Genomic DNA, 26,901 nt, shown 5'->3' with positions numbered 1-26,901 from the left:
ATATAAACTCTAGTTTGTGTAACATTAAGAAAATGTTTGATAACGGTAAATCGAAAGTTATAGGAGGGTATAAAATGGAAACAGATAATCGCTCATTAGCACAGCCTAAACCTAATACTAATGATAATGAAAGTGTTTCACTAAATATTACTGGAATGACATGTGCCGCATGTGCTACTAGAATCGAAAAAAACATATCAAAAGTGCAAGGTGTTCAAAAAGCAAATGTAAATCTTGCTACTGAAAAGGCAGCAGTGACCTATAATCCTTCGCAAGTATCAATTGAAGAGATAATTGAAAAAGTTAACAAAACAGGGTATGGGGTTGAACAAGAAAAAGTAAATTTAAATATTATAGGTATGACATGCGCTGCATGTGCTACTCGTATTGAGAAAGTATTGAATAAGGTAGACGGAGTAAAAAATGCTAATGTTAACCTCGCTACAGAGAAAGCTAGTGTTGAATATATCCCTGGAAGTACCAATGTAGATCAATTAGTTAATATGGTAAGGAAAGCTGGCTACGATGCAAAATTAGTTAGTGAAAATGAAGGAGATTATGAACAGAGTACTCGAGAAAAAGCTTATAGAAAGCAAAAAATAAAATTTATTGTTGGTGCCATTTTATCCATACCTTTTTTAGTCATGATGATATCAGATTTTATGATGGAGTACGGAAATGGAGGGTTCTTTCACTTAAATCCTTGGATTCAATTTTTACTAGCCACTGTAGTTCAATTTTATGTTGGGGGTCATTATTACCGCGATGCTTATAACTCAGTTCGGGGAGGTAGTGCTAATATGGCTGTCCTAGTAGTACTAGGAACGTCTGCAGCCTATTTATACAGTTTAGTTGTTACTATAATGGGAACTGGGCAATATCTTTATTTTGAAGCAGCAGCTATAGTTATGACTCTAATTGTATTAGGAAAGCTACTTGAAATAAGGGCTAAAGGTCAAACCTCAGAAGCCATAAAAAAATTAATGGGTTTACAGGCAAAAACGGCTAGAGTTATTCGAAATGGTGTAGAAATAGATATACCACTAGAAGATGTTCAAACAGGAGAACTTATTATTGTTCGGGTAGGCGAAAAAATACCAGTTGACGGAATAATTATAGAAGGAAATACAACAGTTGATGAATCCATGTTAACAGGGGAAAGTATGCCTGTAGGTAAAAAAGCTGGGGATAATGTTATTGGTGCTACTATGAATAAACATGGTTCATTTAAATTCCAGGCAACGAAAGTTGGGAAAGATACTGCCCTTTCTCAAATTGTTAAGCTAGTAGAAGAAGCTCAAGGATCCAAAGCTCCAATTCAGCAAGTTGCAGATAAAATTTCAGCAGTATTTGTTCCTATTGTCATTGTGATAGCTCTAGCTACTTTTGGTATTACATTCGCACTTGTTGGATTTACCCCGGCTTTAGTTAGTACAATTGCTGTACTTGTTATTGCATGTCCGTGTGCATTGGGATTAGCAACGCCAACTGCTGTTATGGTAGGTACTGGTAAAGGTGCTGAAAATGGACTACTTATAAAAGGTGCTGAACACCTTCAAAACTCACAGCGAGTAACAACTGTAGTATTAGATAAAACCGGTACTATTACTAAGGGTGAACCTGATGTAACAGATATTGTTCCTTACGGTAACCTTTCTAAAGATGAAATATTACAAATTGCTGCAACTGCTGAAAAAGGATCGGAACATCCACTTGGAGAGGCAATTGTAAACAGTGCAACAGAAAAAGGAATAGACTTATTAAAAGCTAATAATTTTAATGCTATTCCAGGGCATGGGATTGAAGTTAGTATCAATAAACAAAAGATATTAATCGGTAATAAAAAGCTTATGGCCCAGAATAATGTAAATATTAATGCTTCTATTGATACTATGGAAAAATTTGAAGGTGAAGGAAAAACTGCTATGCTTATGGCTATTGATGACAGTCTAGCAGCCATAATTGCCGTAGCAGATACTGTTAAAGAAACATCCTCGGATGCCATTAAGGCTTTAAAGAAATTAGGAATTGAGGTCATAATGATTACGGGGGACAATCGACTTACAGCAGAAGCAATTGCCAACCAGGTTGGTGTAGACCGAGTGCTCGCAGAAGTTCTGCCAGAAGATAAATCTGCCGAGGTAGAAAAACTAAAGAAAGAAGGAAAAGTTGTTGCGATGGTTGGAGATGGAATTAATGATGCTCCGGCACTTGCTGCTGCTGATGTAGGCATTGCAATTGGAACTGGTACAGACGTTGCAATGGAGGCAGCGGACATTACGCTAATGCGCGGGGATTTAATGGGAATAGTCGATATAATTCTTCTGTCCAAATCAACGATGAGAAAAATACGACAGAATTTGTTTTGGGCATTTGCATATAATATCATCCTCATACCGGTTGCAGCCATTGGATTATTAAATCCAATACTCGCCGGTGGTGCTATGGCTTTTAGTTCCGTGTCCGTTGTAGGAAATACATTATTTCTTCGCAAATGGAGACCAATTAGATAAATGGATAAAAACAACCTGCAAATTATCTGCAGGTTGTTTGTTTTATTTAGGGGCAACTACTGTTGTACTGTTGTTGCTGTTTTATATTTCTACCTATACGTTCTAGTTATTTTTAGACTAGAACGTATAACGTTTAAAATTTATGAACTTTTGTTCATATAAAATGCATAAAATCTTCAATTATTTTTAATATCATAATTCATGAAAGTGAGGAGAGAGTATGAAATTAAAAATACTAGCATTAATTGGATTCCTATTATTAATCCTTTCAGCATGCTCCAATAAACAAAACGAGAGTATAAATCGAGCAGATGTTGAAAAACAGGCTGAGAAGATTTCTTCAGAAGAAACAACTAAGACAGAAATCTTAAAAGGGAATGAGTTTACGATTGTTGCAAAAGAGGCAACTCATCAATTAACAAAAGATATTAGTGTAGATGCTTGGACTTTTAATGGTTCGGTACCAGGTTCTCAAATTCGTGTAATGCAAGGGGAAAAAGTAAAAATCAACTTAAAAAATGAACTTCCCGATCCTGTAACTATACATTGGCACGGTATTGTTCTTCCAAATAATATGGATGGTATACCTGGAGTTACTCAAAATGCTGTACAACCAGGTGAGACATTTACTTATGAGTTTACACCCCGAATTTCTGGTACTTATATGTATCACACTCATCAAGACGGTGTTAATCAACTTGATAAAGGTCTATATGGTGCCTTAATTGTTGAACCAAAAGAAAAAACATACGATCGTGATTATACGTTAATGCTTGACGAATGGATGAGTAATCCAGAGGAAGGTATGGATATGAGCGATATGGAAGGTATGGACATGGGTGAAAGTGATGAAATGGAAGGTATGGATATGGATACGAGTAATGATGGCGGAAGCATGACGATGGACGATATGAGCGCGTATGACATTTTTACCATCAATGGAAAAAGTGGTGAGAGTATTGAGCCTTTAAAAATGAAGGAGGGTGAGACGGTAAGACTCCGTTTAGCTAATATTGGGTATATGACACACAAAATGCATTTGCATGGTCAGAAATTTAATGTAGTTGCGGTTGATGGGCAAGAAATAGAAAACCCAGAAGTAATAGAAGATCAGTTAATCTCAATATCACCAGGTGAACGGTATGATATTGAGTTTGTAGCAGATAACCCAGGAGAATGGTATCTGGAGTGTCATGGAAATATGGAAGGAACAGCTGGAATGAAAGTGAAATTACAATATGAAGGTAGTTCCTTATCTACAGACAAACCGAATCAGGATATAAAACTTCCAGAGTTCACATACACAAATTATGGTTCTTCAAAAGACGGTGAGTTCACTCTAAATCAGAAGTATGATGTTGAATATACAATGAACTTAAATACAGAAGTATTAGATAATAATATGGCTTACACAATCAATGGAAAAGCTTTCCCTAATACAGAAAATATTATGGTTAAAGAAGGTGACCTTGTAAAAGTAAAGATTGTGAATAACTCTAAAGGTGAAGACCATCCTATGCATTTACATGGTACATCTTTTCAAATTTTAAGTAAAAACGGTAAAAAACTTGAGGGTGCATCAATTATTAAAGATACTGTAAATCTAGAACCCGGAGATGAGTATGAGATAGCTTTCAAAGCAGATAACCCTGGGAATTGGCTATTCCATTGCCATGATTTACATCATGCTTCTGCAGGTATGGTAACAATGGTTAAATATAAAGGATTTCAGCCTACTTTTATTCCAGATGAAAATGCTAATAATCAGCCAGAATAAATGATATAAAACAGGGTAAAATGCGGCCTTTAAAAGGCCGCATTTTACTGCTAATTAATGATAGTAACCTATTGGAAAGGAAGTGTATCATTTGAATTTTACTTCATTACTTACAAATAGAAAGGCATTGTTTATTCTGTTAGTAGTTAATATTATAGGCACATTATATGGATTTTTATGGTATGGAGGCCAACTATCAGTTACACCTAATAAATATCTAATTTTTGTTCCAGATAGCCCAACAGCTAGTTTATTTTTTGTTTTTGTATTAATTGCTTTATTTTTGAAAACTAACTTACCTCTGTTTGAGGCACTAGCTATAGTAACACTATTGAAATATGGAATATGGGCAGTTGTAATGAATTTATTAGTTCTGATAGAAATAGGCTATTTAGATTGGTCTAGTTACATGCTGATTTTTTCCCATGGAGCAATGGCAATCCAGGGTTTATTATATAAAAACTCCTATAAAATAAAAGGTTGGCATCTAGTAGTTGCTGCAATTTGGACTCTTCATAATGATGTGATTGATTACCTATTTAAAATGATGCCAAGATACAGCGTACTAGACAATTATATTCCGCAAATAGGCTATTTTACTTTCTGGTTAAGTGTATTTTCAATCAGCATTACGTATGTTCTTTGTATAAGAAGGAAAAAAGCAATATCGGAAATTTGAAATTTTGGCTAATCTAAAAATTTAAACGAGGTGAATCTTTGTGGAAAATATTCAACCGCTAAATAGAGTCGCTTTTGAAATTGGAACTTTCACTGTTTATTGGTATGGAATTATTATTGGAGCTGGTTTACTTCTTGGTTGGATTCTTGCTACAAAAGAATCTAAAAGACAAGGTCTTCCTAAAGATACTTTTTCGGATCTTTTATTATGGGCTATACCGATTTCCATTCTTAGTGCCCGACTTTATTATGTTTTATTTAAATGGGAATATTACTCGGAAAATCCAGGGGATATCATTGCAATTTGGGAAGGTGGTATTGCCATACATGGAGCTATTATTGGAGGGGCATTAACGGCTTGGTTTTTTGCTAAAAAGAAAGGTTTATCCTTTTGGCAATTGGCTGACATTGCTGCACCTAGTCTTATACTAGGTCAGGCAATAGGGCGTTGGGGGAACTTTATGAACCAGGAAGCTCACGGCGGCAAGGTTACTAGAGATTTTCTGGAGAATTTAAATTTGCCGGATATTATTATTAATCAAATGTATATTGACGGTACGTACTATCATCCCACTTTTTTGTATGAATCCTTATGGAATATTCTTGGTTTTACTTTATTAATTGTTGCTAGAAGAATTGTTTTCCTTAAAAAGGGAGAACTATTTTTAGTTTATATAATGTGGTATTCTTTTGGGAGATTTTTTATTGAAGGGTTAAGAACGGATAGCTTAATGCTTACAACTAACTTACGTGTTGCACAAGTAATTTCTTTGATATTCTTTATTTCCGCTGTCCTATTAATCTGGTATAGAAGAAGGAAGGCATACAAAAGTGGGATAATGTAAAGTATACAAAAATAGGCTCCTTGTTTTCGGAAGCCTATTTTTGTTGTTTTTTCTATGATAAGTGTCTTAATCTCCATTTTTCATCTTATTGCTTTATTTTCTTTTTTTTCTAAACTCTTTTAAAATATATATTAATAACAGGATTAGTGAGCAATATATTATTGTCTCTTTCCATCCAGATGAATTGATGCTGAATACCTTATTAATGGAATAAACTTCAATTAGAAGCGATGGGATTTTTCCTATTGTACTAGCTATAGTAAAAGGGATAATTCTAATGCTACTTAATGCTGCGGTTAATGTCACGGCACCTGAAGGAATAAAAGGAAGAATTCTTAACAGGATTATAAGTATTACGGCTTTAGATTCAGTTGTGCTTTGTAACTTTTTTAAGAAGTGACTTCTTATCTTATAATTAGCAGTAAAGCGATTTAATCCTTTACGATATAAGATAAAACTTACTATAGCACCTAATGATTCACCAATTATTGAAATAATAATTGCTAATTTTAAATCAAAATAAATAATATTTATAGTAGTAAGAAAAGCACTAGGAAGAACTCCAAAAATTGCTATTATAATATTTGCAATTATAGTAACAGTGGCTATAATTAAGGGGTTTCCTGGTAAATACTCTATAAAAAGGTCCCTCAATCAGATTCTTTTCCAATCCACTTGTATCCAACGCCCCAAACTGTTAATAAATATTCCTCTGATGGAAAACCAGCCTTCCTAAGTTTATCACGCAAGTTTCTTATGTGAGAATCTATAGTTCTATCTTCTGTTTCTACGCCATGGCCCCATATGGAGTGTATAAGATGGTCCCTTGTGAACACCTTATTATGGTTTTGGAGAAATAGCTTCATAAGTGCAAATTCCTTAGGAGTAAGAGGTATATTCTTCATCTGATAGTGTAATTCAAAAGACTCTTGATCTAAGGTTAAACCGTCAAACTGTATTAATTCCAACCTATTACCCTTTCTTCTTAATACTGCTTCTATTCTAGCAACAAGTTCCTCCCCATCAAAAGGTTTGGATATATAGTCATCTGCTCCTGTATTTAAGCCTTTTACAACATCCTTTTTATCTGTTCTTGCAGTAAGCATTATTATTGGGGTGTCCCAGTATTTTTTTATTTCTATACATGCTTCCCAGCCATCCATATCAGGCATCATTAAATCTAATAATATAAGATCAACGGTGTTCGATTCTAAATAAAGTAAAGCATCCATCGCAGAACTTATTTTTTTGCAATTATAGCCTAGTGGTAATAAATATAGAGCAATTAGATCAAGCATTTGCTGTTCATCATCTACAATTAAGATGCTTTTCATTTGATTTCTCCTCCAAGATTTTTAAATGTTAGAATAAATGTTGTTCCGATATTAAGCTTACTTTCCACTCTTATTGTTCCTTCTTGTGCTTGGACCAATTCTTGGACAATCGATAATCCTAGCCCATATCCACCTAGTGATCTTGTTCTTGATTTATCAACACGGTAAAAACGATTAAAAATATAAGGTAGATCTTCCTCCGGTATTCCTTTTCCATTATCCTTTATCGTTATTTCCGTTTCTTTTTTTCTGAATCTAACCATAACATCTACTTTGCTCTTCACTGGAGAATACTTCATAGCATTATCCAATAAGTTGAATAAAATTTGTTCCATTCTTGCTGGGTCTCCATAAAAAGAAGTGGTTTTAGGACAAAAAATTGTTAAATCAATTTCTTTTTCTTTAAAGGCGGGAAACATTTTTATTTGTAGTTTTCCTAAAAGTTCATTTAAATTTATTTGTTGCTTCTGAATGAGAAATGTATTTTTATCAATCTTGGCTAACTCAAATAAGTCCTCTATTAAAGAAGAAAGTCTATTTGATTCTTCTACAATAATTTGTAAGTACTTTTCTTTTTCTTCTTCTTCAATATTTTTTCTTAGGGAAATATCTGCGTAACCCTTTATATAAGTCAACGGTGTTCTAAGTTCATGGGAAATGCTTGCTAAAAAATCATTTCTTTCTTTCTTTAAGAAATTTAAGTCTCTAGCTAATTCTTTTATGGAAACTGCTAGTTCACCTAACTCATCATTACTTGTCCTAGGAAGATCAACTAAAAAATTTCCTTTACTTATTTGATAAGTCGCTTCCCTCATCTTTACGAGTGGTTTAGTCAATGCTCTAGTAAGCAGTACAATCACAACGAAAGTTAAAAGAAGCGCAATTATACCAGCAAGAACAAAATGTTCATTTAACCTTCCAATTAAAGTGTGTATGGATGCTGTCTCTTGGTACATATAGACATATCCTATAGTTTCATTTTTTTGCATTATCGGACTTAAAGTAATAATGTAAGGTTTATTTTTCCAGTCATCTTCAACAACTTTCCCTTCACTCTTTAGTTCCTTTTTTTGCTGAATTAAATATTTTTTGTAATTATTATTGTCAAAAGATGTTCCCAAAATATCACCTTTTTGATTAACAATTACTACATCAGTTAAAGCTTCTGATTCCATTAAAATAACGTGACTAATGGAATCTTCTTCAAAATGTTTCTCTAGAATATCTCTATGAGAATTACCCCTTGCTTGTAAAGCGGATAGCTCTTCCTCAATTCTCACATTAACTAAAGAGCTATGAAGATAAGAAAACATAAATGCTTCTAAGCCAAAAATGATTATGAAAAATAGAATCCCTAGTTTTATGGAAAGTTTTTTCATTAGGTCACCTGAATTTATTTTATATTTTTTATAATACTCCAATTATATGAAGAAATTATGCAGGGAGTTAAATGTGTGATTCACCAAACGTTTATATTAGTGAATAAAGTTTTATTATGAACTTCTTAGTGGTAAATTACTCCTTGAATTTTATCAGAATATTACAGTGAAATATAATTGTAATATTTTTCATCTCCAAATTCGACAAAAAGTGATGTTATAATTTTGCTTGTTATTAGAGATTGATAAAGAAAGGACATTCGAATGAGTAAATTATTGATTAAGACATCTGTTATAACGTTCGGAATTGCAGCCTCATTAGCATTAACTAATACAACTTCTATTGCATTAGCATCTTCTGAGGAAGATTTACAAAATAAAAAACTCAATATACTAGAAAATCGTAGTAAAGTCCAAGATGGTTTAGAACAAGCAGAGGAAGAGCTTGATAACATAAAAACAGAACAAGATAAAATAAATGATGAGATTAAACGTTTAGATATGTTAATAACAGAAACGAATAGTAAAATACGCGAAAATGATGAAAATATAAAAAATGCAAATATAAAAATTCAAAAATTAAATGAAGAAATAAAAACTCTTAAGGAACGAATAAAACAACGCGAAGAGTTGTTAAAAGAAAGGGCTCGATCTTATCAAGAGATTGGGACTATTTACTATTTGGATGTTTTAATAGGCTCACAGAGTTTTAGTGATTTTTTAGATAGAGCGGGTGCGGTAACAACAATAATTACTGCAGATCAGGATTTAATCCAACAACATATGGATGATAAAAAAGTGTTAGAAGATAAGGAAAATGAAGCAAAAGATCTGTTAGTGAAACTTGAAAATTATGGCGAGTCTCAAAAGAAACTAAAAAGCGAATTAGATATACAAAAGAAAAATAAAGATGATATTATGCAATCTCTAAAGGACAAAGAAGAAGATTTAGAAAATGAAAAACTAAGTTTAGAAGAACAAAATTCATTACTTGATTCTCAAAAGGAAGCTATCGAAAAAGCTATAAAAATAGAATCTGAGAAGAAAACTCAAGTAGCTACTAAAAAAGAAAATGAAGCAAAAAGTACTTCTAGTAGTATTAAAGCGAACACAAATGTTTCTAAAAAGACCAAAGGGGTATGGACAACTCCAGCTCAAGGACGATTAACATCCACCCTTGGTGAAAGATGGAACAAGTTTCATGCTGGTATAGATATTGCTAACAGTGCTGATGTGCCAATTGTTGCTGCTGCTGATGGGGTTGTTAGTAGATCTTATTATTCCACAAGTTACGGTAATGTAGTCTTTATCTCTCACTCAATTAATGGTCAGGTGTATACAACTGTTTATGCGCACATGGATAGTAGAGTAGTTAAGACAGGGGAATCTGTTTCCAAAGGGCAACAAGTAGGAATTATGGGGAACACTGGACAATCTTTTGGTCAGCATTTGCATTTTGAACTTCATAAAGGTCAGTGGAATGCATCCAAATCGAATGCTGTTAACCCACTCGATTATATTTCAATATAAATCATCAATCAAATCATACAATTAAATTATTTTAAACATTAACTTGATTAAAGAAGTGTTAATTAGGTTAATGTTTTTTTTAGAATTACTTACTTTAAAGATTGAATCTTGGAGGAGAAACCATGTTTAAAAGTAAAATTTTTATCTTGTTTGTTGTATCGGTTATTTTTTTGGCTGCTTGTAATAACAACCAAAACACAAATGAAAAAACTGCTGATGAAAGTTTAAAAATAATGACCAGCTTTTACCCTTTATATGATTTTACAACTAAGATAGCAGGGGACCGAGCTAAAGTTATAAATCTTGTGCAACCGGGTATTGAGCCACATGATTATGAACCATCACCAAAAGATTTGGCAAATCTAAATGAAGTTGATTTATTTATATACAATGGTGCTGGGTATGAAAGTTGGGTAACAGATACGATAAAAAGTATTGATACGAAAGATAAAAAGATTATTAATTCTAGTGAATATGTTGATTTATTGACTTTAAGAGAAACTGGTGAGAGTACGGAACCAAATGATAAAGAAGACCAGGAAGATAAAACATACGATCCCCATTTTTGGCTAGATCCTATACGAGCTAAGCAAATAGCTGAAGTTATTAAGGAAGAGCTAATTAAACTGGACCCAGATGGAAAAGTTGTTTATGAAGAGAACTTTAACAAAATTGCTGTTAACTTTGATGAATTAAATTCAGAATATACTGAAGCATTATCTAATCCTATTCGAAAAGAAGTAATAGTTTCGCACAATGCATTTGGTTATTTGACTAATAGATATGGATTGGAACAAATAGCGATTACAGGAATTTCTCCATCCGATGAGCCATCTCCTAAAAAGCTTAAAGAATTAATAAGTTTTGCTAATGAAAGGCAAATAAATTATATATTATTTGAAACTTTAGTAAGTCCAAAAGTAGCAGAAACAGTTAAAGATACTATTGGTGCAAAATCTTTAACATTAAATCCCATTGAAGGTCTAACAAATAAAGAAATAAAAAAAGGAGATGATTACTTTTCGGTAATGCGAGAAAATTTAGCAACATTAAAATTAGCTACTCAATAAAAATGAAAGTTAAAAATATGTTCATAATTTCTCGATAAAAAATCCTTGTTTTAACATTATTCTAATAAAAAGTAAAGGAGTGATAAAAATGGAATGGTTATCTATTTTGCTAGTACTTGTATGTCCAATTATGATGTTATTTATGATGAAAAGTCATGGAGGACATAGTCATAATAGGAATAATAATAAATTAGATAAAAGAGTCATTAAATTAGAAAATGAAAATAGGGAATTGCATAGGAAACTAAATGAACTTTCGCCTAAATGATGATATATGTAATATAAAAAAGAACACCTTAGTTTTGATTTCACTTAAGGTGTTCTTTTTTGTTTTCTCAATGATTAAGAAAAAATTGAAGGATAAAAATTTATTGCATTATATTTCAATCTTTATAAAAATTCCATTTTTATCATCTGTAATACCCATAATAAGTGGTGTATCACTTGTTATTCCCAGTATATTTCTTATTTCCTTGGGTATAGAAATACGATTTCCACTTAAATAACATTGATTTAAATCTTTATTATCATGGTTTGCTTTTATTATGATGGATTTGTCTAGTATATATATAAATAAAAGGTCTCCAGCATTAAAGTTCAACTGTTTCTGTAATTTTTTAGGAACAGCAATTTGTCCATTATTATAAATTCTCCTTTTATACACAGTCATTTCCACACCTTTTTAATTTCTCTTGAATAATATTTTTTTCTATTATAGAAGTCATTATTGAAGAAATTGTGCAGATTTAAGATAACATTCTTTCTCCATACTTTTTTGATGATTTGATTATAAACTTAAATTACTAAGTTATTAATTTATAAATTTATTAGGAGAATAGCGATGAAACTTCAGTTTATTATCTTAATTATGATAAGTTTGTTGATTACAAGTGTTTTAATAATATTACTTGTAAAAAGAACTAATATAGTTATAATTTCTCTTACTACTTTATATTTAATTATACTATTTTCTTTATTTAGTATTGATAATGGCAAACTAAAGAGGATATTACGTAAAGAAGTAATTGTAGATATACCACTACCGGAATTTATGATGAAAAAGGGAGAAGAAGAGCCTAAAGAAGTTGAGGACATCATTAAGGAAGTAAATCAACCATCTAAAAAAGTTGATACAATTAAGAAGGAAATTTTACTAGATGCACCTATAATAAAACAGTTTCCTGAGTTACCTAGGGGCTGTGAAGTGACTAGTTTAGCAATGTTCTTACAATATTATCAAGTTAAAACGGATAAAATGGAACTCGCTAAAAAAATAGAAAGAGATAAGACACCATTATCAACTAAAAATGGAAAGATACATTGGGGAGATCCCAATGATGGATATATTGGAGATATGTATTCTTATAGCAAACCAGGCTATGGAGTTTATCATAAGCCTATAATAGAGTTGGCGGAAGAGTATTTACCAAACAAAATAGATAATCTAACAGGAAAACAGTTTGAGGAACTAAAATTATATCTTTCAAAAGAAAGGCCTGTTTGGATAATAACGAATACAACCTATAAAAAATTACCTAACTCATCCTTTGAAGAATGGGAGACGCCAAATGGAAAAGTAAAAATAACCTATAAAGAACATTCGGTGTTAATTACAGGATATGATGAATCTTTTGTATATTTTAATGATCCCATTAGTGGTGAAAAAAACAAAAAAGAACCATTAGGTCCTTTTATAGATGCGTGGAAACAAATGGGGAGTCAAGCTCTTTCCTTAAAGTATGATTAAGAAAAATAGATTCTTAATTTATTAACAGTGTAATAGTACAAGTGGAAACATGTGCCACATATAAGAAACCTTAATAGTATCGTCTTAAAGTGAATGGGAAAATATTGGAGGTAGTAAATAGATAGTTTCGTTGATAATATGATTCCTGTGGACATTAATACTAGGAGGTATATATGAAATCGAATAAATTTTTATATTCTGTGTTTCTAGTAATATTATTGTCATCCTTTTTTGGAGAAAATACAGAAGCAGCGTCTCTTTACACAGTAAAATCTGGAGATACTCTGTGGAAAATAAGTCAGCAAAGTGGAGTTCCTATAGGATCTATACAAATAGCGAATAATTTAAAAGATAATAAATTACATGTAGGACAACGATTAAGTTTACCAGAACCAATTACCGCAAGTGAAAGAACTTTATTAGCTCAATTGGTTTTTGCCGAAGCACAAGGGGAACCTTATGCTGGAAAAGTTGCAGTAGCTACTGTAGTTTTAAATCGTGTAGATAGTGACATTTTCCCAAATACAATAAGAGAAGTAATTTATGAACGTTCTAATGGCTATTATGCTTTTTCTCCAGTCCAAAATGGAAAAATAAATAATAATCCAACCACTATAGATTATAGAGCAGTAGATGAGGCAGTAGCATATAGAGGAAAAGGGAGCGGATCCCTGTATTTTTACAACCCCCAAACAGCAAAAAGTGAGTGGATTCTAACTAAAGAAGTAACGGTGAGAATTGGAAATCATACTTTTGCAAAGTAAGGATGAAACACAAAGGGGCCCCCTTTGTGTTTTTGTTAAATTTAAGTATTTTGACAAATTCGATTTTATTAGAGTTATAAACATGTATATAACTATTACATCCTACGTAGCTCTTGTTGTATATGTCAACATAGGTGGGACAATACAATTATGCCAGTAGGAAACGAAACAACTGCCTGTGGGACAAAGCCGTACAATTCGTCTATTTTCATGTCATTCCAGGCTGCCTGCACAGTTAAAATTCCCTTAACTCGGCTACTATTTCTAAGAATAGAGGAAAAAGAAGATATTAATGAAGAATTAAATAAAAAAGGAAAAGTAAAACTTATTAATAATAGTATAGACAAAGACAAGCAACAATAAATGAAATAGATGAGAAAAAAGCAACCAACAAGATATAACAAAATTTTCTGATTGAAATTTAATGATAACTACTTTGTTTATTATGAATTTATAAGATAAAGATAAAATCCATGATGGAAAGATTTATGTCATCCAAAAATACAAATCCTATTCAGTATGGAGTCTTTGACGTACTTTATGCCAATAATGACGATGTTACAAATCTGCCTTTATCACAAAGAAAACAGATATTAGGGGTAGCGTCAGGAAAATGCGGATTTACAACGATAAGCCTATTTTCCTGACGAATTCTCTATTTTTAACAACGTTAAGAAAGTTTCAATGGTCTTAAAGAATCTAACGAAACTTTTTTATCGGAATTAAAATGGTATTCTCCTAATAAATTAATATGTTCCCAACCTAGAGGTGACATATGGTGCAATAATTCTTCATTTAAACTATCTGACCGTTTTTGATATTCAACTGCTTTTGTTAGATGTAAAGTATTCCAGATACTGATGGCATTGATGATTATGTTTAAGGCACTGGCTCTTTGCAATTGATGCTGTATGGTTCGTTCCCTAAGCTCTCCTTGCTTTCCGAAGAAAATAGCTCGTGCCAGTCCATTCATAGATTCTCCTTTATTCAATCCTCTTTGTATTTTTCTTCTTAAAGATTCATCTGAAATATAATTAAGAATAAAGATAGTTTTTTCTATTCGTCCCATCTCACGTAAGGCTGTAGCTAGGCTGTTTTGTCTTGAATAAGAACCTAATTTCCCCATAATAAGGGATGCTGAAACTGTTCCTTCTCGTATAGAATGAGCTAATCGCAAAACATCCTCATAATTTTCTTTAATGACCTTTGTATTTATTTGTCCACGTAAAATGGCTTCTAATTTTGGATATTCACTTGCTTTATCTATTGTAAATAATTTCGAATCTGATAAATCTCTTATTCTTGGAGCAAAATTAAATCCTAATAAATGAGTCAGTCCAAATATTTGGTCTGTATAACCGGCTGTGTCTGTATAATGCTCTTCTATGTTTAGATCCGTCTCATGGTGCAACAAACCATCTAAAACATGAATCGCATCCCTTGAATTAGTATGAATAATCTTGGTGTAGTAAGAAGAGAATTGATCACTAGTAAAACGATAGATGGTTGCTCCTTTTCCGGTTCCATAATGTGGATTTGCATCTGCATGTAGTGATGAAACACCTAGCTGCATTCTCATACCATCCGATGAGGATGTTGTACCGTCGCCCCAATAGGAAGACAATTGTAATTTATGATGAAAATTTACTAATATGGCTTGTGCTTTATTCATGGCATCTTCATACATGCGCCATTGAGATACATTGGCTAGTTGCTTATATGTAAGTCCGGGTGTTGCTTCAGCCATCTTACTCAAACCAATATTCATTCCCATTCCTAAAAGGGCTGCCATAATAATAATCGTTTCTTCTTTATCCGGTTTTCGATTATTGGAAGCATGAGTGAATTGTTCATGAAATCCTGTTATATAAGCAACATCCATGAGTAAATCGGTTAATTTTATTCTTGGGAGCATCTGATACAGGCTCGCACTAAATTTTTTTGCTTCTTCCGGAACATCTTTTTCCAAGCGTGCAATTGATATCTTTCCTTTTTCAAGAGAAACTCCGTCCAACTTAACGGAATTGGCAGCTAACCACTTTAACCTTTCATTAAGACTTTTGGTTCTCTCCGTCATATAATCTTCGAATGATAAACTAACTGATAATCTCGTATTCTCCTTCGCTTCATTCCATGTATCTTCTGAAAATAAATATTCCTCAAAATCTCTATATTGCCTGCTACCAACAATGGAAACATCTCCTGCCCGAACATGCTCCCGAAGTTCCGTTAAAACAGCCATTTCATAGTAATGACGATTAATTGTTGTACCATCATCCTCGTATAAATGCCTTTTCCAACGTTTTGAAATAAAATCCACTGGTGAGTCATCAGGTACTTTTCGCTTTCCAGATTCATTCATTCCTCGGATAATCTCTACAGCTTGTAAAAGTGGCTCATTTGCCTTTGTAGAATGAAAGTCTAATACTCTTAATAGCGTCGGCGTATATTTTCTAAGTGAATAAAAGCGTTTTTGCAGTAAGTCTAAATAATCATAGTCAGCAGGACGTGCAAGCTCCTGAGCTTCTTCTACAGAAGAAACAAAAGAATTCCATTCAATAACAGATTCCAAAACCTCAAAAACATCTAGTTTATCCTTTTTTGCTTTGATTAAAGCCTGTCCGATGTTCGTAAAGTGTATTACCTTCTCATTTAGCTTTTTACCGTTTTGTTTCTGAATTTCTTCTTGCGCCTTACGGCCTTTTGATAACAGACTTAGTATTTGTCTGTCATGAATTTCAAATGCCTTATCCGTTAACTCCTGAGTAAGATGTAATAAATAGACGGTTAATATCGAATATCGTTTATTTTCTTGAAAGTCACGGAATGCATAAGGCTCATATCTTGAACCTAAGCGAGATAGCTGTAACAGGCGATTGCGATGCAAATGACTAATTTGTACCGTTTCTAACTCCATTCCTCGTATGTATTCGAGTCGTTCTATTACTTTTAGAAATGTTTCGGGTGAAGGATGACCTGGTGGTTCCTTTAACCAACCCAATATCGTTTTATTGGATTCGGATGGATGCTGCGAAGTAATGACCTCTTCCAGCTTTTCTTTTTGCTTTTTTGTTAGAGATTGATTAACCATGTTAAATAGCTTCTTTTCAGCCATCGCCCTTGCCTCCCACACCATTCTCTCAAGTGTGGTGAAAGCAGGTAATATGATTTTATTTCTTCTTAGAAAATCTATGCATTCATGTAGTAAATGTATGGCATCACCATTTTCCAAAGCTACTTGATGAAGATGCTTAAATGTCATTCGATATTCTTTTAGAGTATAAGTTACAAAGTCGTATTCACTTCGAATTTCTTTCAAATGATCCCAAAGTGTATTTTCTCTTTGAGGATAAAGACTAATCGTGGATGGTGTGGCACCGATTTGTTTCGATATATAATGTATGACGGAATCTGGGATGCTTTTGATATGAGTGTATGGCCATCCGGGATACCGAAGAACGGCCAATTGAACTGCGAACCCTAAACGATTTTCTTCTCTCCTTCGCCTATTTATAATTTCTAAATCTCGTTTGGAAAAAGTGTAGTAGGTTCCCAATACCCATTCATCTTCAGGGATTTGCATTAAAGCAAGTCTCTGATCTGGTGTAAGTAATTCTCTACCTCTCGCAATTTTCATATAGTCTCATCCCATTTCTGTAATTTTTCAGTTAATTAGTTTAATTATATATCAATAGAGTGTACTCTATTGATACAAGTATAGTAGACTGATAAAATCATAGTTAAGAGTGTCTCATAAGACTTGTCTCAAAAACGAGGTGAAATTTTGCAGAAAATCGGTTATATACGCGTCAGTTCGACTAGCCAAAATCCTTCAAGGCAATTTCAGCAATTGAACGAAATTGGAATGGATATTATTTATGAAGAAAAAATTTCAGGAGCCACAAAGGATCGTGAACAACTTCAAAAAATGTTAGAGGATTTACAGGAAGGTGACGTTATTTATGTTACAGATTTAACTCGGATCACTCGAAGTACGCAAGATTTATTTGAATTGATTGATTTAATACGAAATAAAAAGGCAAGCTTAAAATCACTTAAGGATACATGGCTAGATTTATCAGAAGATAATCCATACAGCCAATTCTTAATTACGGTAATGGCTGGTGTTAACCAATTAGAGCGAGACCTTATTCGTTTGCGTCAGCGTGAAGGAATTGAGCTCGCAAAGAAAGAAGGGAAGTTTAAAGGACGGTTAAAGAAATATCATAAAAATCACGCAGGAATGAATTATGCAGTAAAGCTATATAAAGAAGGAAATATGACTGTAAATCAAATTTGTGAAATTACAAATGTATCTAGGGCTTCATTATATAGAAAGCTGTCAGAAGTGAACAATTAGTCACTCCTTATTCCATATAAGGCCCCGATTGTGGAGTATCTCTAATTACGTAGTAGACTAAATACTGCGCAATAAATAATGTCTTAAATTAAGTTATTGCAAGAAAGATAGCAGAAATAAAAAGAGATAAACAGCTATCCATTATTAATGGTTTTTCTTTTTCCACCGTGGTTTGCGGTGTTTTTTTATAAATAAAAAGACCCTATACCTCTTCGGAAAATCTAACGATTGCAGCAAACATTTTGGCTAAAGCATATCCTTCCTAGTTTCATTATTAACTTTATATATCATTTAATCTTCTCAGCTTGGTTAATAATAAAATACATTAAATTTTTCAAACTATATTTTTCCACTTAGCAAACCACTTTACAAATTAAATCATATATTATACAATTCAACTATTCAATCAATAAGTTGAATAGATTAGAGGTGATTATATGGAACCTAGAGAATTTAAAGATCTTGTTTACAGTCAATTTGCTCGAATTAGTAAAGCTCTATCTAGTCCTAAGCGCTTTGAGTTATTAGATTATTTATCTCAAGGACCAAAAACAGTGGAGAGGTTATCCAAAGAAGCAAAGATGTCTGTAGCAAATACATCAAAACACCTTCAGGCACTACTAGAGGCTAGATTAGTTAAATTTAGTAAGGATAAAAACTTTGTATTCTACTCTTTAACAGATGATAACGTAATTGAACTCCTGCATTCGATTAAAAATTTAGCCGAAATGCAGTTTAGTGATATTACACACGTAAGAAAAGGTTATATAGGAAGAGATGAAAGGATTAAAATGGTTCATCTTAAAGATATGTTGAAAGAGATACAAAATGGTGAGGCTGTTCTAATTGATGTTAGACCAGAAGATGAATATAAAAATCAACATATTACGGGAGCTCTATCGATACCTGTTGAAGATCTAGAGGAGCATATTTCTTCTCTTCCAAAAGATAAAAAAATAATTGCTTATTGTCGTGGACCTTATTGTGCTTTTGCAACACAAGCAGTAGAAACATTAAACTCCCTTGGATACGAAGCTTATCGCATGGAAGAAGGGGTTCATGAGTGGAAACAATCTGATTATATTCATTAATTTTAAGGAGGAATTAAAAATGTTATTTCGTCAATATTTACACACTAATCCAGTAGCAGCATCATATTTTTTTGGGTGTGGAAGTCAATCACAAGGAGTGGTGGTAGACCCACTAGAAGATCAAGTTGATTTTTATGTAGAAGAAGCTGAAAAGTTAGGCATGAATATTGTTTATGTAATTGATACACATCTTCATGCTGACCATGTATCAGGTGCAAGAAAATTAGCTGAGAAAACAGGTGCAAAATATGTCCTTCATTCTTCAGCAGAAACAAGCTTTAACTTTACTCCAGTAGAAGACGGGGATGAATTATTAGCTGGAAATACACTATTAAAGTTCTTGCATACCCCAGGTCATACACCAGAGCACATTTCTATCGTGGTTTCTGATAAACGTCGAGCTGATGAACCTTGGTTTGTCTTAACAGGTCATACGTTAATGGTTGGAGATGCAGGTAGAACTGAATTGGCTGTATCTATTGAAGAAGGGGCAAAAGATTTGTATCAAAGCTTAAAAAAGATCACTCAATTAGAAGACCATGTTGAAATTTATCCTGGAGCGTTTTCAGGATCAGTTTGTGGACGTGGTTTAAGTGGGAAACCTTCTTCAACCATTGGATTTGAAAAACGTCACAATGAAGCAATGAGATTTGATAACGAGAAGGAATTTGTTGATTTTATGACAACGAACGTACCACCACAACCAGAAGGTTTTAAAGAGATGAGAAAAACAAATCAAGGAAAATAATAAAGTGGAGAACCTCTATTTGGTTCTCCCTTTTTGGAGGTGAATGGTTTGAGTAAAGTACAAATTGGAATTAAAGAAAATTTAATAAATTTCATACTTCTAGTTGTTACGAACTTCTTTGTTGGTTCAATGGTTGGTTTAGAAAGAACCATTCTCCCGATTATTGGTGAAGAAGATTTTGGTTTGGCATCGGCTAGTGCGGCATTATCTTTTATTATTAGTTTTGGATTTTCAAAGGCTATTGTGAATTATTTTGCAGGTGCTATCGCAGACCGATTAGGAAGAAAGAAAGTCCTTCTTATCGGTTGGAGTATCGGCTTATTAGTTCCTTTGCTGGTTATATTTGCGACCTCATGGTGGATGATTGTAGTTGCAAATATTTTCTTAGGTATCAACCAAGGATTATCTTGGTCCATGACCGTAAATATGAAAATTGATTTATCGAAACCTACTCAAAGAGGTTTTGCTGTAGGGTTAAATGAATTTGCAGGGTATATAGGAGTAGCTGTAATGGCTGGTGTCTCTGGTTTTGTTGCAACAAATTTTTCTAACCGCCCCGAACCATTTTATTTAGGTATTATTATTGTGGTAATCGGTTTTATCTTATCATTACTTGTAAGAGATACAGAAGAACATATAAAGCTTCAAACAAAATCATCCAATAATGGTCCGACTTTATCTGCAAAAGAAGTGTTCAAAATAACTACGTTTAAGAATAAAAGTTTATCTAGCATCACTTTTGCAGGATTAAGCACAAACCTTAAAGATGGTATGGCTTGGGGACTCTTCCCATTATTCTTTACAGGTGTTGGCTTAACCGTATCAGAAATTGGAGTGTTAGTTGCGATTTATCCAGCTTCATGGGGATTTTTCCAACTGTTTACCGGAGCGTTAAGTGATAAGATCGGACGAAAGTGGTTCATTGTTGGTGGAATGTGGCTTCAAGCTCTTTCTCTGTGGATGATTTTATTTGTAAACGAATATAGCCTATGGTTCATAGCAGCTATTCTTCTAGGACTAGGAACCGCAATGGTATATCCAACCTTACAAGCTTCAATTAGTGATATAGCACAACCAGAATGGAGAGCCTCATCAATGGGAGTTTATCGTTTTTGGAGAGATAGTGGATATGCATTTGGAGCATTATTTGCAGGATTTATTGCAGATATGCTTAATATTAGTTGGGCAATTGGTTTAGTTGCTCTATTACCTCTAATTGCAGGAATCATAACAGCAGTTCGAATGAATGAAACATTAATAAGGTAGGAACAGAGTATTGAATCAATATAAAAGATTTATTGAAAAATCCTACTCAATGTACGACAAAGACCAAACTTAAGGCTTGTAGTATCTTATTACTCATTTTATAATTAATATATACCATTACGGGTATACGTATATAATGGAAGGGGGGATGATTCTGTCTCATCGAACTGATCCAAATAGAGCATATAGGCTCTTTGATCCAAAGAGAAAAAAGCTTATAACACCCAATAAGGCATTGGAATTATTAGAACTTGAAGAGTTTGAAAATGTCGCTGATCTAGGTGCGGGTAACGGCTATTTTACACTTTCACTAACGAAAAAATCTAAGATGGTTTATGCTGTAGATATTGAACCCAGGATGTTGAAATTATTAATGGAACGTGCAGAAAAGGAGAACATAAGTAATATCAGGTATGTTGAAAGTAATCTTGAGGATATAAAATTGGAAAAGAATATTGTAGATAGATAAAGCGTTAATAGCTTTTGTCATACATGAAGTGCCTGATATAAAAGCTGCACTCGGAGAAATTCGTAGGATTATAAAGCCAGGTGGAATGTTTGTATTGTTAGAATGGGAAGCGGTGGAATCAGAGATAGGACCTTCAATAGAACAGAAAGTACCGTCTATAACCATGAAAAAGTTATTAGAACAAAACGGCTTTCATCCAAAACTTGTGCATTTAAATCAATCAATTTATGCAATAATTGCTAAAAACATTAAATTTTAAGGAGGATAAAAAATGTTTGACTATACCGTTGAAACAAAAAAGAGTATTAATGAAGCAGTAACAAGTTTAGAAACTAATTTGAAAGAAGAGAAGTTTGGCGTTTTGTGGATGTTTGATATCAAAGACAAACTTCAAGAGAAGGGACTAGATTTTAATCAGGAATATAAGGTCTTAGAAGTCTGTAATCCACATGAAGCTCAGAGAGTTTTAAATGAAAACTTATTAGTGGGGTATTTTTTACCATGTAAAATTGTTGTTTACAGTGACAATGGGCAAACTAAGATAGGGATGCCTAGACCAACAGCACTTATTAAGCTTGTGAATAATGATGAAATCATAAAGCTTGCAAAAGATATTGAGGATCGTTTAATTAATTGTATTAATAAAAGTATATAGAAACTGTGAATTTGCCTGTCAAGAAATAAATATTTTATAACTAGTTTGAAAAAAACGGGCGACGATAAAAAACTATCGCCGTCCTTTTTTTTATTTTTCGTTTACTATTTTATTTATCGTATCTATCATTTCAGGACTTTGAAATATTTCTATCATGCCATCTTGCATTTCCGGTACTGCCATCATGTCCAGCATACATATTTGGGCTTATGCCACCAGAGTACATCATATGATCGATGCCACCATATCCGGCAAGAAGGAGTAAGGCTAAAACGGCAACGACACGTTGATTTGTTTTTATTTTCATTTGTTTTCCTCCTTGTTTAGACATTCACTTTTACTGCTTTCCCGAATAAATGTCTTTTATAGCCCTAAGGTTAATCCACCTAATATTTCAAACAAAATTAAACTCCACCTAAAACTCCACCTACTATTATTATTTTTTTATTCATTTTAATCACTCCAGTTCAACTTTATACCCCTGTTAGTATTGTGATATTAACATTACTAAAATCAATTAGTGTGATAAAAGTTACAATTAGAAGCTTATTTTGGATTTATATGGACGTGGCAAATAAACATATTTAACCGATAAAAGAGAATTCTAAGTATGACTTGTATTACTTCAACATAAGGAGTGACGAAATGAATACTAAGTCAAAAGTTGCTGAGATTTTACCAAAAGAAGTATCTGAAAAAGTAAGGCAAGGAAAAGCACAAAGTATTATCGATGTTCGTGAACATGAAGAAGTTGCACAAGGGAGAATCCCAGGTGCTTACCATATTCCTTTAGGAGAGCTTGAAAATCGATTACATGAAATTGACAAAGACAAGGAGCATTTTATGGTATGCCAATCGGGGAATCGGAGTGGAATGGCTGCTGAATTTTTGCAAGATAAGGGGTATAAAGTGAAAAATATGGTTGGTGGAATGCTTAATTGGGAAGATGAAGTCGAAAAACCGTAACCCAAGAAGGAGGAATCTCAATGGAAGTTACAGTTAATAGGGTGTTAGATGCAAAGGGACTGGCTTGCCCGATGCCAATTGTAAAAACAAAAAAAGAAATGAACACCCTTGAACCAGGTGAAGTGATGGAAATTCAAGCTACCGATAAAGGTTCAACAGCTGATTTAAAGGCTTGGGCTTCTAGTACCGGTCATCAGTATTTAGGAACTGTAGAAGAGGGAGAGACCTTAAAACATTATCTTCGAAAAGTTCGTTCAGAAGAAGAAAAACCTGAAGCAAAACATCCGGATGTGGTTCATTTAGATGAATTATTAAAGAAATTAGATGGAAATGAAAAAATAACTGTTTTAGATGTGAGAGAACCGGCTGAATATGCATTCGGTCATGTACCGGGTGCTATTAATATCCCACTTGGTGAATTAGAAAATCGGTTTGAGGAACTTAACAATGTAGACAATCTACATGTCATTTGTAGAACGGGTAGTCGTAGTGATTTTGCTGCACAAAAGTTAACCGAAAAAGGCTTTAACAACGTTAAAAATGTAGTTCCTGGAATGAAAGACTGGACAGGACCTATCGATAAAAATCATTAAACAAGGAGGAATAATAATGAAAGTAGCTATCATTGCCTCAAACGGTGGGATGTTTGATGCCTATAAAGTATTCAATATTGCAACGGCTGCAGCTGCTACTGATGCTGAAGTGGGAATCTTTTTTACATTTGAAGGCTTAAATCTCATTCATAAAGAAGGTCATAAAAATTTGCCAATGCCTACAGGAACAGAACATTATCAAGAAGGATTTAAAAAAGCGAATGTTCCACCAGTTGAAGAGCTTGTTGCAATGGCGAGTGAGATGGGTGTGAAAATGATTGCGTGCCAAATGACAATGGATGTTATGAGTTTAGAAAAAGAGCATTTTGTAGAAGGGATTGATGTTGGCGGTGCAGTTACCTTTTTAGCGTTTGCTAAAGATGCTGACGTAACGCTAACGTTCTAAAGGAGTGAAGAATGATGAATAAGAATGTTACTGTCTATACCACAAACACTTGTCCCTATTGTGTAATGGTAAAAAACTTTTTAAATGAGCAAGGTGTCGCATTTAAAGAAGTAAATGTGCAAGAAGATCCTGCAGCAGGAGATAAATTGGTTGAAACAACAGGTCAGATGGGAGTCCCTCAAATTGAAATTAGTGGTGAGTGGGTTTTAGGGTATGATCCGGAAACGATTACTCAACTTTTAGAAAAGTAAAAGGAGGAGACACATGGGAACAACAACAGCTCTGAAAACAATATCTGTTAAAGATTTAGCCCAGAAAGTCATTAATCATGAAGACCTTTTCATCCTTGATACCCGTAATACCAGCGATTTTGACGATTGGAAAATAGAAGGGCGCAATATAGAGGTAATCAATTCTCCTTACGTTGAATTATTAGAAGGAGTCGATTCAATATTAGATAAACTACCAAAGAGCAAAGAAATTTATGTCATTTGTGCTAAAGGTGGTGCATCAGAATTTGTCGCCGAACAAATAATGGAACAGGGGTTTACAGATGTTTACTCAGTAGAAGGCGGAATGAAGGCTTGGAGTGAACACCTTGAGCCAATAAAGATTGGTGATTTGAAAAATGGAGGAAGCATCTTTCAATTTGTACGGATTGGAAAAGGCTGCCTTTCCTATTTAATTGAGTCTGACGGAAAAGGGGCAATAATTGATACTAACAGAATGTTGTCTCCATATGAAGAGATGATAAAGGAACATAATATTACGTTAACACACGTTTTAGATACTCATTTGCATGCTGACCATATTTCTGGTGGTAGAGAACTTGCTGAAAAACATGGTGCAACCTATTATTTACCACCAAAGGATGCTAAAGAAGTCACATTTAACTACTCACAAATTAATGACGGCGATGAATACAAGGTTGGACAGACAACCATAAAAGCCATTTACTCTCCTGGGCATACCATTGGTAGTACATCTTTTGTCGTTGATGATCAATATTTGTTAACAGGTGACATTTTATTTATTGATTCCATTGGTCGCCCTGATCTAGCTGGTAAAGCTGAAGACTGGGTAGGAGATTTAAGAAATACCCTTTATCAACGTTACAAAGAGCTAGCTGATAATCTTCTAGTCTTACCTGCCCATTACATGGGAATTAACGAAATGAATGATGATGGAAGTATTTCAGAAAAACTTGGTGTACTTTATCAACAAAATCATGGATTAAATATTAATGATGAAGCTGAATTCAGAAAAACGGTGACAGAAAATCTTCCGCCACAGCCGAATTCATACCAAGAAATTCGTGAGACAAATATGGGTAAAATCAAACCAGAAGAAGAACAACAAAGGGAAATGGAAATTGGACCAAATCGCTGTGCAGTGAGATAGGAGGAAAAGAGATGGAAGCAACAAAAGTATTAGATGCAAAAGGGCTAGCTTGTCCAATGCCAATTGTAAAAACAAAAAAGGAAATGGATTCATTAAGTTCAGGAGAGATCCTTGAGATTCATGCAACAGATAAAGGGGCAAAAAATGACTTGACTGCATGGGCACAATCGGGTGGACACGAATTGCTAAAAGATGAAGAAGAAAATGGTGTTTATAAGTTCTGGTTAAAAAAAGGATAGAATTTAGGGGAAGGTACCTTTAAACGGTTACCCTCCCCCTTTGATTGGAGGAAAAAGAAAGTGGATATTGGATTTATCGTGGTTATATTCCTTATCGGTTTTATTGGATCCTTCATATCCGGAATGGTAGGAATTGGTGGATCGATTATTAAATATCCCATGCTTTTATACATTCCACCACTGTTTGGATTAGCTGCATTTAGTGCACATGAGGTATCTGGAATTAGCGCCGTACAAGTTTTTTTCGCCACAATAGGGGGAGTATGGGCTTATAGAAAAGGAGGGTACTTGAATAAAACGTTAATTATATACATGGGTGTTGCCATATTAATTGGTAGTTTTATTGGTGGATATGGCTCAAAGCTCATGACCGAAAGTGGAATTAACATTGTATATGGAATTCTAGCTTTAATCGCCGTTGTGATGATGTTCTTACCTAAAAAAGGAATCGATGAGATCCCACATGATCAGGTGAAGTTTAATAAATGGCTCGCAGCTGTTCTTGCATTAATTGTTGGGGTGGGTGCGGGAATTGTTGGTGCTGCTGGTGCGTTCATTTTAGTTCCTATCATGCTCGTAGTGCTGAAAATTCCAACTAGAATGACGATAGCGACCTCTTTAGCTATTACGTTTATCTCGTCTATTGGTGCAACTGTTGGGAAAATTACAACAGGTCAAGTCGAATATTATCCAGCGTTAATCATGGTTGTAGCAAGCCTAATCGCTTCGCCACTTGGTGCTAATTTTGGTAAAAAAATAAATACCAAAATCCTACAATGGATTTTGGCATTACTCATATTAGCTACTTCAATTAAAATTTGGTCTGATATTTTATTTTAAGAGACCTTATTACTTTCAACGTATGTCTCAAGTGCAGGATGATATTCCTTTTGAAAATGATTATCTGGACATGATTTGATTACAATTGAGAGTAATGAGTTCGTTTTATCGCTGACTAAATTTTTATTACAAGTAGGGCATTTTTCATTGAAAAAAGATTTGAAAAAACGTTTCATATTAGGTTCCTCCTATACCCATTAATTCCTATTGTTATACTAGGTATTGTAGAA

The 26,901-nt window shown here is 33.6% G+C and carries 32 protein-coding genes; 25 read left to right on the top strand and 7 right to left on the bottom strand.

The window, feature by feature from the left end; all coding sequences use genetic code 11:
- Positions 1-74 precede the first annotated feature (74 nt).
- The 4 genes from NYE52_RS24425 to lgt all read left to right on the top strand — a co-directional run bounded on the left by NYE52_RS24425 (position 75) and on the right by lgt (position 5,813).
- A complete protein-coding gene (locus tag NYE52_RS24425; protein ID WP_016204439.1) occupies positions 75-2,513 on the top strand; it encodes a heavy metal translocating P-type ATPase in 2,439 nt (812 codons plus the stop codon).
- 220 nt (positions 2,514-2,733) lie between these two features.
- Positions 2,734-4,290, top strand: a complete 1,557-nt coding sequence (locus NYE52_RS24420) for a multicopper oxidase family protein (RefSeq protein ID WP_047944571.1) — start codon at positions 2,734-2,736, stop codon at positions 4,288-4,290.
- A gap of 91 nt (positions 4,291-4,381) precedes the next feature.
- Positions 4,382-4,969, top strand: coding sequence for a DUF1405 domain-containing protein (locus tag NYE52_RS24415; protein ID WP_016204437.1), 588 nt, complete (start codon positions 4,382-4,384; stop codon positions 4,967-4,969).
- A 40-nt stretch (positions 4,970-5,009) separates the two neighbouring features.
- A complete protein-coding gene (gene lgt, locus NYE52_RS24410; protein ID WP_016204436.1) occupies positions 5,010-5,813 on the top strand; it encodes a prolipoprotein diacylglyceryl transferase in 804 nt (267 codons plus the stop codon).
- 93 nt (positions 5,814-5,906) lie between these two features.
- Here lgt and NYE52_RS24405 read toward each other — a convergent pair whose 3' ends face one another.
- The 3 genes from NYE52_RS24405 to NYE52_RS24395 are packed head-to-tail and all read right to left on the bottom strand — an operon-like array spanning position 5,907 to position 8,526.
- The gene (locus NYE52_RS24405; RefSeq protein ID WP_016204435.1) at positions 5,907-6,467 is read right to left on the bottom strand and encodes a TVP38/TMEM64 family protein; all 561 of its coding nucleotides are present in this window, start codon (positions 6,465-6,467) and stop codon (positions 5,907-5,909) included.
- Entirely contained in the window at positions 6,464-7,147 is a 684-nt protein-coding gene (locus NYE52_RS24400) for a response regulator transcription factor (RefSeq protein WP_047944572.1), read from the bottom strand. Before NYE52_RS24400 ends, NYE52_RS24405 begins: the two co-directional genes overlap by 4 nt.
- Positions 7,144-8,526, bottom strand: coding sequence for a HAMP domain-containing sensor histidine kinase (locus NYE52_RS24395; RefSeq protein ID WP_016204433.1), 1,383 nt, complete (start codon positions 8,524-8,526; stop codon positions 7,144-7,146). Before NYE52_RS24395 ends, NYE52_RS24400 begins: the two co-directional genes overlap by 4 nt.
- A 264-nt stretch (positions 8,527-8,790) precedes the next feature.
- On the opposite strand from NYE52_RS24395, the gene NYE52_RS24390 reads away from it, so the two are divergent.
- From NYE52_RS24390 to NYE52_RS24380, 3 genes are all read left to right on the top strand, one after another.
- Positions 8,791-10,056: a murein hydrolase activator EnvC family protein gene (locus NYE52_RS24390; protein ID WP_047944573.1), complete on the top strand. Its 1,266-nt coding sequence runs from the start codon at positions 8,791-8,793 to the stop codon at positions 10,054-10,056.
- Positions 10,057-10,178: 122 nt separating this feature from the next.
- A complete protein-coding gene (locus NYE52_RS24385; RefSeq protein ID WP_016204431.1) occupies positions 10,179-11,126 on the top strand; it encodes a metal ABC transporter solute-binding protein, Zn/Mn family in 948 nt (315 codons plus the stop codon).
- 88 nt (positions 11,127-11,214) lie between these two features.
- A complete protein-coding gene (locus tag NYE52_RS24380) occupies positions 11,215-11,394 on the top strand; it encodes a DUF2933 domain-containing protein (protein WP_016204430.1) in 180 nt (59 codons plus the stop codon).
- Positions 11,395-11,502: 108 nt separating this feature from the next.
- On the opposite strand, the gene NYE52_RS24375 is transcribed toward NYE52_RS24380, so the two are convergent.
- Positions 11,503-11,796: an AbrB/MazE/SpoVT family DNA-binding domain-containing protein gene (locus NYE52_RS24375; protein ID WP_040344032.1), complete on the bottom strand. Its 294-nt coding sequence runs from the start codon at positions 11,794-11,796 to the stop codon at positions 11,503-11,505.
- 171 nt (positions 11,797-11,967) lie between these two features.
- On the opposite strand from NYE52_RS24375, the gene NYE52_RS24370 reads away from it, so the two are divergent.
- The 4 genes from NYE52_RS24370 to NYE52_RS24355 all read left to right on the top strand — a co-directional run bounded on the left by NYE52_RS24370 (position 11,968) and on the right by NYE52_RS24355 (position 14,284).
- On the top strand, positions 11,968-12,873 hold the full coding sequence (locus NYE52_RS24370; protein WP_016204428.1) for a C39 family peptidase: 906 nt from the start codon (positions 11,968-11,970) through the stop codon (positions 12,871-12,873).
- Between the two features lie 173 nt (positions 12,874-13,046).
- A complete protein-coding gene (locus NYE52_RS24365) occupies positions 13,047-13,637 on the top strand; it encodes a cell wall hydrolase (protein ID WP_047944574.1) in 591 nt (196 codons plus the stop codon).
- Positions 13,638-13,787: 150 nt separating this feature from the next.
- Positions 13,788-14,000 carry a hypothetical protein gene (locus NYE52_RS24360; RefSeq protein WP_016204426.1) on the top strand — a complete coding sequence of 71 codons (213 nt, stop codon included), beginning with the start codon at positions 13,788-13,790 and terminating at the stop codon, positions 13,998-14,000.
- Between the two features lie 125 nt (positions 14,001-14,125).
- Positions 14,126-14,284 carry a hypothetical protein gene (locus NYE52_RS24355; protein ID WP_161798415.1) on the top strand — a complete coding sequence of 53 codons (159 nt, stop codon included), beginning with the start codon at positions 14,126-14,128 and terminating at the stop codon, positions 14,282-14,284.
- A gap of 23 nt (positions 14,285-14,307) precedes the next feature.
- On the opposite strand, the gene NYE52_RS24350 is transcribed toward NYE52_RS24355, so the two are convergent.
- Positions 14,308-17,274: a Tn3 family transposase gene (locus NYE52_RS24350; protein ID WP_341195288.1), complete on the bottom strand. Its 2,967-nt coding sequence runs from the start codon at positions 17,272-17,274 to the stop codon at positions 14,308-14,310.
- A gap of 147 nt (positions 17,275-17,421) precedes the next feature.
- Here NYE52_RS24350 and NYE52_RS24345 point away from each other — a divergent pair, with 147 nt between their 5' ends.
- From NYE52_RS24345 to NYE52_RS24315, 7 genes are all read left to right on the top strand, one after another.
- On the top strand, positions 17,422-17,997 hold the full coding sequence (locus NYE52_RS24345) for a recombinase family protein (RefSeq protein ID WP_016204422.1): 576 nt from the start codon (positions 17,422-17,424) through the stop codon (positions 17,995-17,997).
- Positions 17,998-18,434: 437 nt separating this feature from the next.
- The gene (locus tag NYE52_RS24340) at positions 18,435-19,088 is read left to right on the top strand and encodes an ArsR/SmtB family transcription factor (RefSeq protein WP_016204421.1); all 654 of its coding nucleotides are present in this window, start codon (positions 18,435-18,437) and stop codon (positions 19,086-19,088) included.
- A 19-nt stretch (positions 19,089-19,107) separates the two neighbouring features.
- A complete protein-coding gene (locus NYE52_RS24335) occupies positions 19,108-19,836 on the top strand; it encodes an MBL fold metallo-hydrolase (RefSeq protein ID WP_016204420.1) in 729 nt (242 codons plus the stop codon).
- A 48-nt stretch (positions 19,837-19,884) separates the two neighbouring features.
- Entirely contained in the window at positions 19,885-21,102 is a 1,218-nt protein-coding gene (locus NYE52_RS24330) for an MFS transporter (protein WP_016204419.1), read from the top strand.
- 136 nt (positions 21,103-21,238) lie between these two features.
- Complete coding sequence (locus NYE52_RS24325; protein ID WP_250637168.1) at positions 21,239-21,571, top strand: class I SAM-dependent methyltransferase; 333 nt, start codon at positions 21,239-21,241, stop codon at positions 21,569-21,571.
- Entirely contained in the window at positions 21,564-21,830 is a 267-nt protein-coding gene (locus NYE52_RS24785) for a class I SAM-dependent methyltransferase (protein ID WP_142385655.1), read from the top strand. The genes NYE52_RS24325 and NYE52_RS24785 overlap by 8 nt, the downstream gene beginning before the upstream one ends.
- A gap of 12 nt (positions 21,831-21,842) precedes the next feature.
- Positions 21,843-22,226: a DUF302 domain-containing protein gene (locus NYE52_RS24315; RefSeq protein ID WP_019380820.1), complete on the top strand. Its 384-nt coding sequence runs from the start codon at positions 21,843-21,845 to the stop codon at positions 22,224-22,226.
- 130 nt (positions 22,227-22,356) lie between these two features.
- Here the strand turns inward: NYE52_RS24315 and NYE52_RS24310 are convergent, their stop codons facing one another.
- Entirely contained in the window at positions 22,357-22,557 is a 201-nt protein-coding gene (locus NYE52_RS24310) for a hypothetical protein (RefSeq protein WP_142385654.1), read from the bottom strand.
- Between the two features lie 314 nt (positions 22,558-22,871).
- Here NYE52_RS24310 and NYE52_RS24305 point away from each other — a divergent pair, with 314 nt between their 5' ends.
- The 7 genes from NYE52_RS24305 to NYE52_RS24275 are packed head-to-tail and all read left to right on the top strand — an operon-like array spanning position 22,872 to position 26,671.
- Positions 22,872-23,192 carry a rhodanese-like domain-containing protein gene (locus tag NYE52_RS24305; RefSeq protein WP_016204414.1) on the top strand — a complete coding sequence of 107 codons (321 nt, stop codon included), beginning with the start codon at positions 22,872-22,874 and terminating at the stop codon, positions 23,190-23,192.
- A 20-nt stretch (positions 23,193-23,212) separates the two neighbouring features.
- Entirely contained in the window at positions 23,213-23,785 is a 573-nt protein-coding gene (locus NYE52_RS24300; RefSeq protein ID WP_016204413.1) for a sulfurtransferase TusA family protein, read from the top strand.
- A gap of 16 nt (positions 23,786-23,801) precedes the next feature.
- A complete protein-coding gene (locus tag NYE52_RS24295; protein WP_016204412.1) occupies positions 23,802-24,191 on the top strand; it encodes a DsrE/DsrF/DrsH-like family protein in 390 nt (129 codons plus the stop codon).
- Between the two features lie 14 nt (positions 24,192-24,205).
- The gene (locus NYE52_RS24290) at positions 24,206-24,442 is read left to right on the top strand and encodes a glutaredoxin family protein (protein ID WP_016204411.1); all 237 of its coding nucleotides are present in this window, start codon (positions 24,206-24,208) and stop codon (positions 24,440-24,442) included.
- A gap of 13 nt (positions 24,443-24,455) precedes the next feature.
- Positions 24,456-25,592 carry an MBL fold metallo-hydrolase gene (locus NYE52_RS24285; protein ID WP_016204410.1) on the top strand — a complete coding sequence of 379 codons (1,137 nt, stop codon included), beginning with the start codon at positions 24,456-24,458 and terminating at the stop codon, positions 25,590-25,592.
- 11 nt (positions 25,593-25,603) lie between these two features.
- A complete protein-coding gene (locus tag NYE52_RS24280; protein ID WP_016204409.1) occupies positions 25,604-25,831 on the top strand; it encodes a sulfurtransferase TusA family protein in 228 nt (75 codons plus the stop codon).
- A gap of 60 nt (positions 25,832-25,891) precedes the next feature.
- Entirely contained in the window at positions 25,892-26,671 is a 780-nt protein-coding gene (locus NYE52_RS24275; RefSeq protein ID WP_019380822.1) for a sulfite exporter TauE/SafE family protein, read from the top strand.
- Here NYE52_RS24275 and NYE52_RS24270 read toward each other — a convergent pair.
- Positions 26,668-26,847, bottom strand: a complete 180-nt coding sequence (locus NYE52_RS24270) for a hypothetical protein (RefSeq protein WP_016204406.1) — start codon at positions 26,845-26,847, stop codon at positions 26,668-26,670. The two genes, NYE52_RS24275 and NYE52_RS24270, sit on opposite strands and share 4 nt — an antisense overlap.
- Between the last annotated feature and the right edge of the window lie 54 nt (positions 26,848-26,901).

The sequence above is a fragment of the Niallia sp. FSL W8-0635 genome (assembly GCF_038007965.1).
Taxonomy (GTDB): Bacteria; Bacillota; Bacilli; order Bacillales; family Cytobacillaceae; genus Niallia.
The sequence above is the reverse complement of the archived record's forward strand: the minus strand, read 5'-3'. Positions and strand labels throughout refer to the sequence as shown.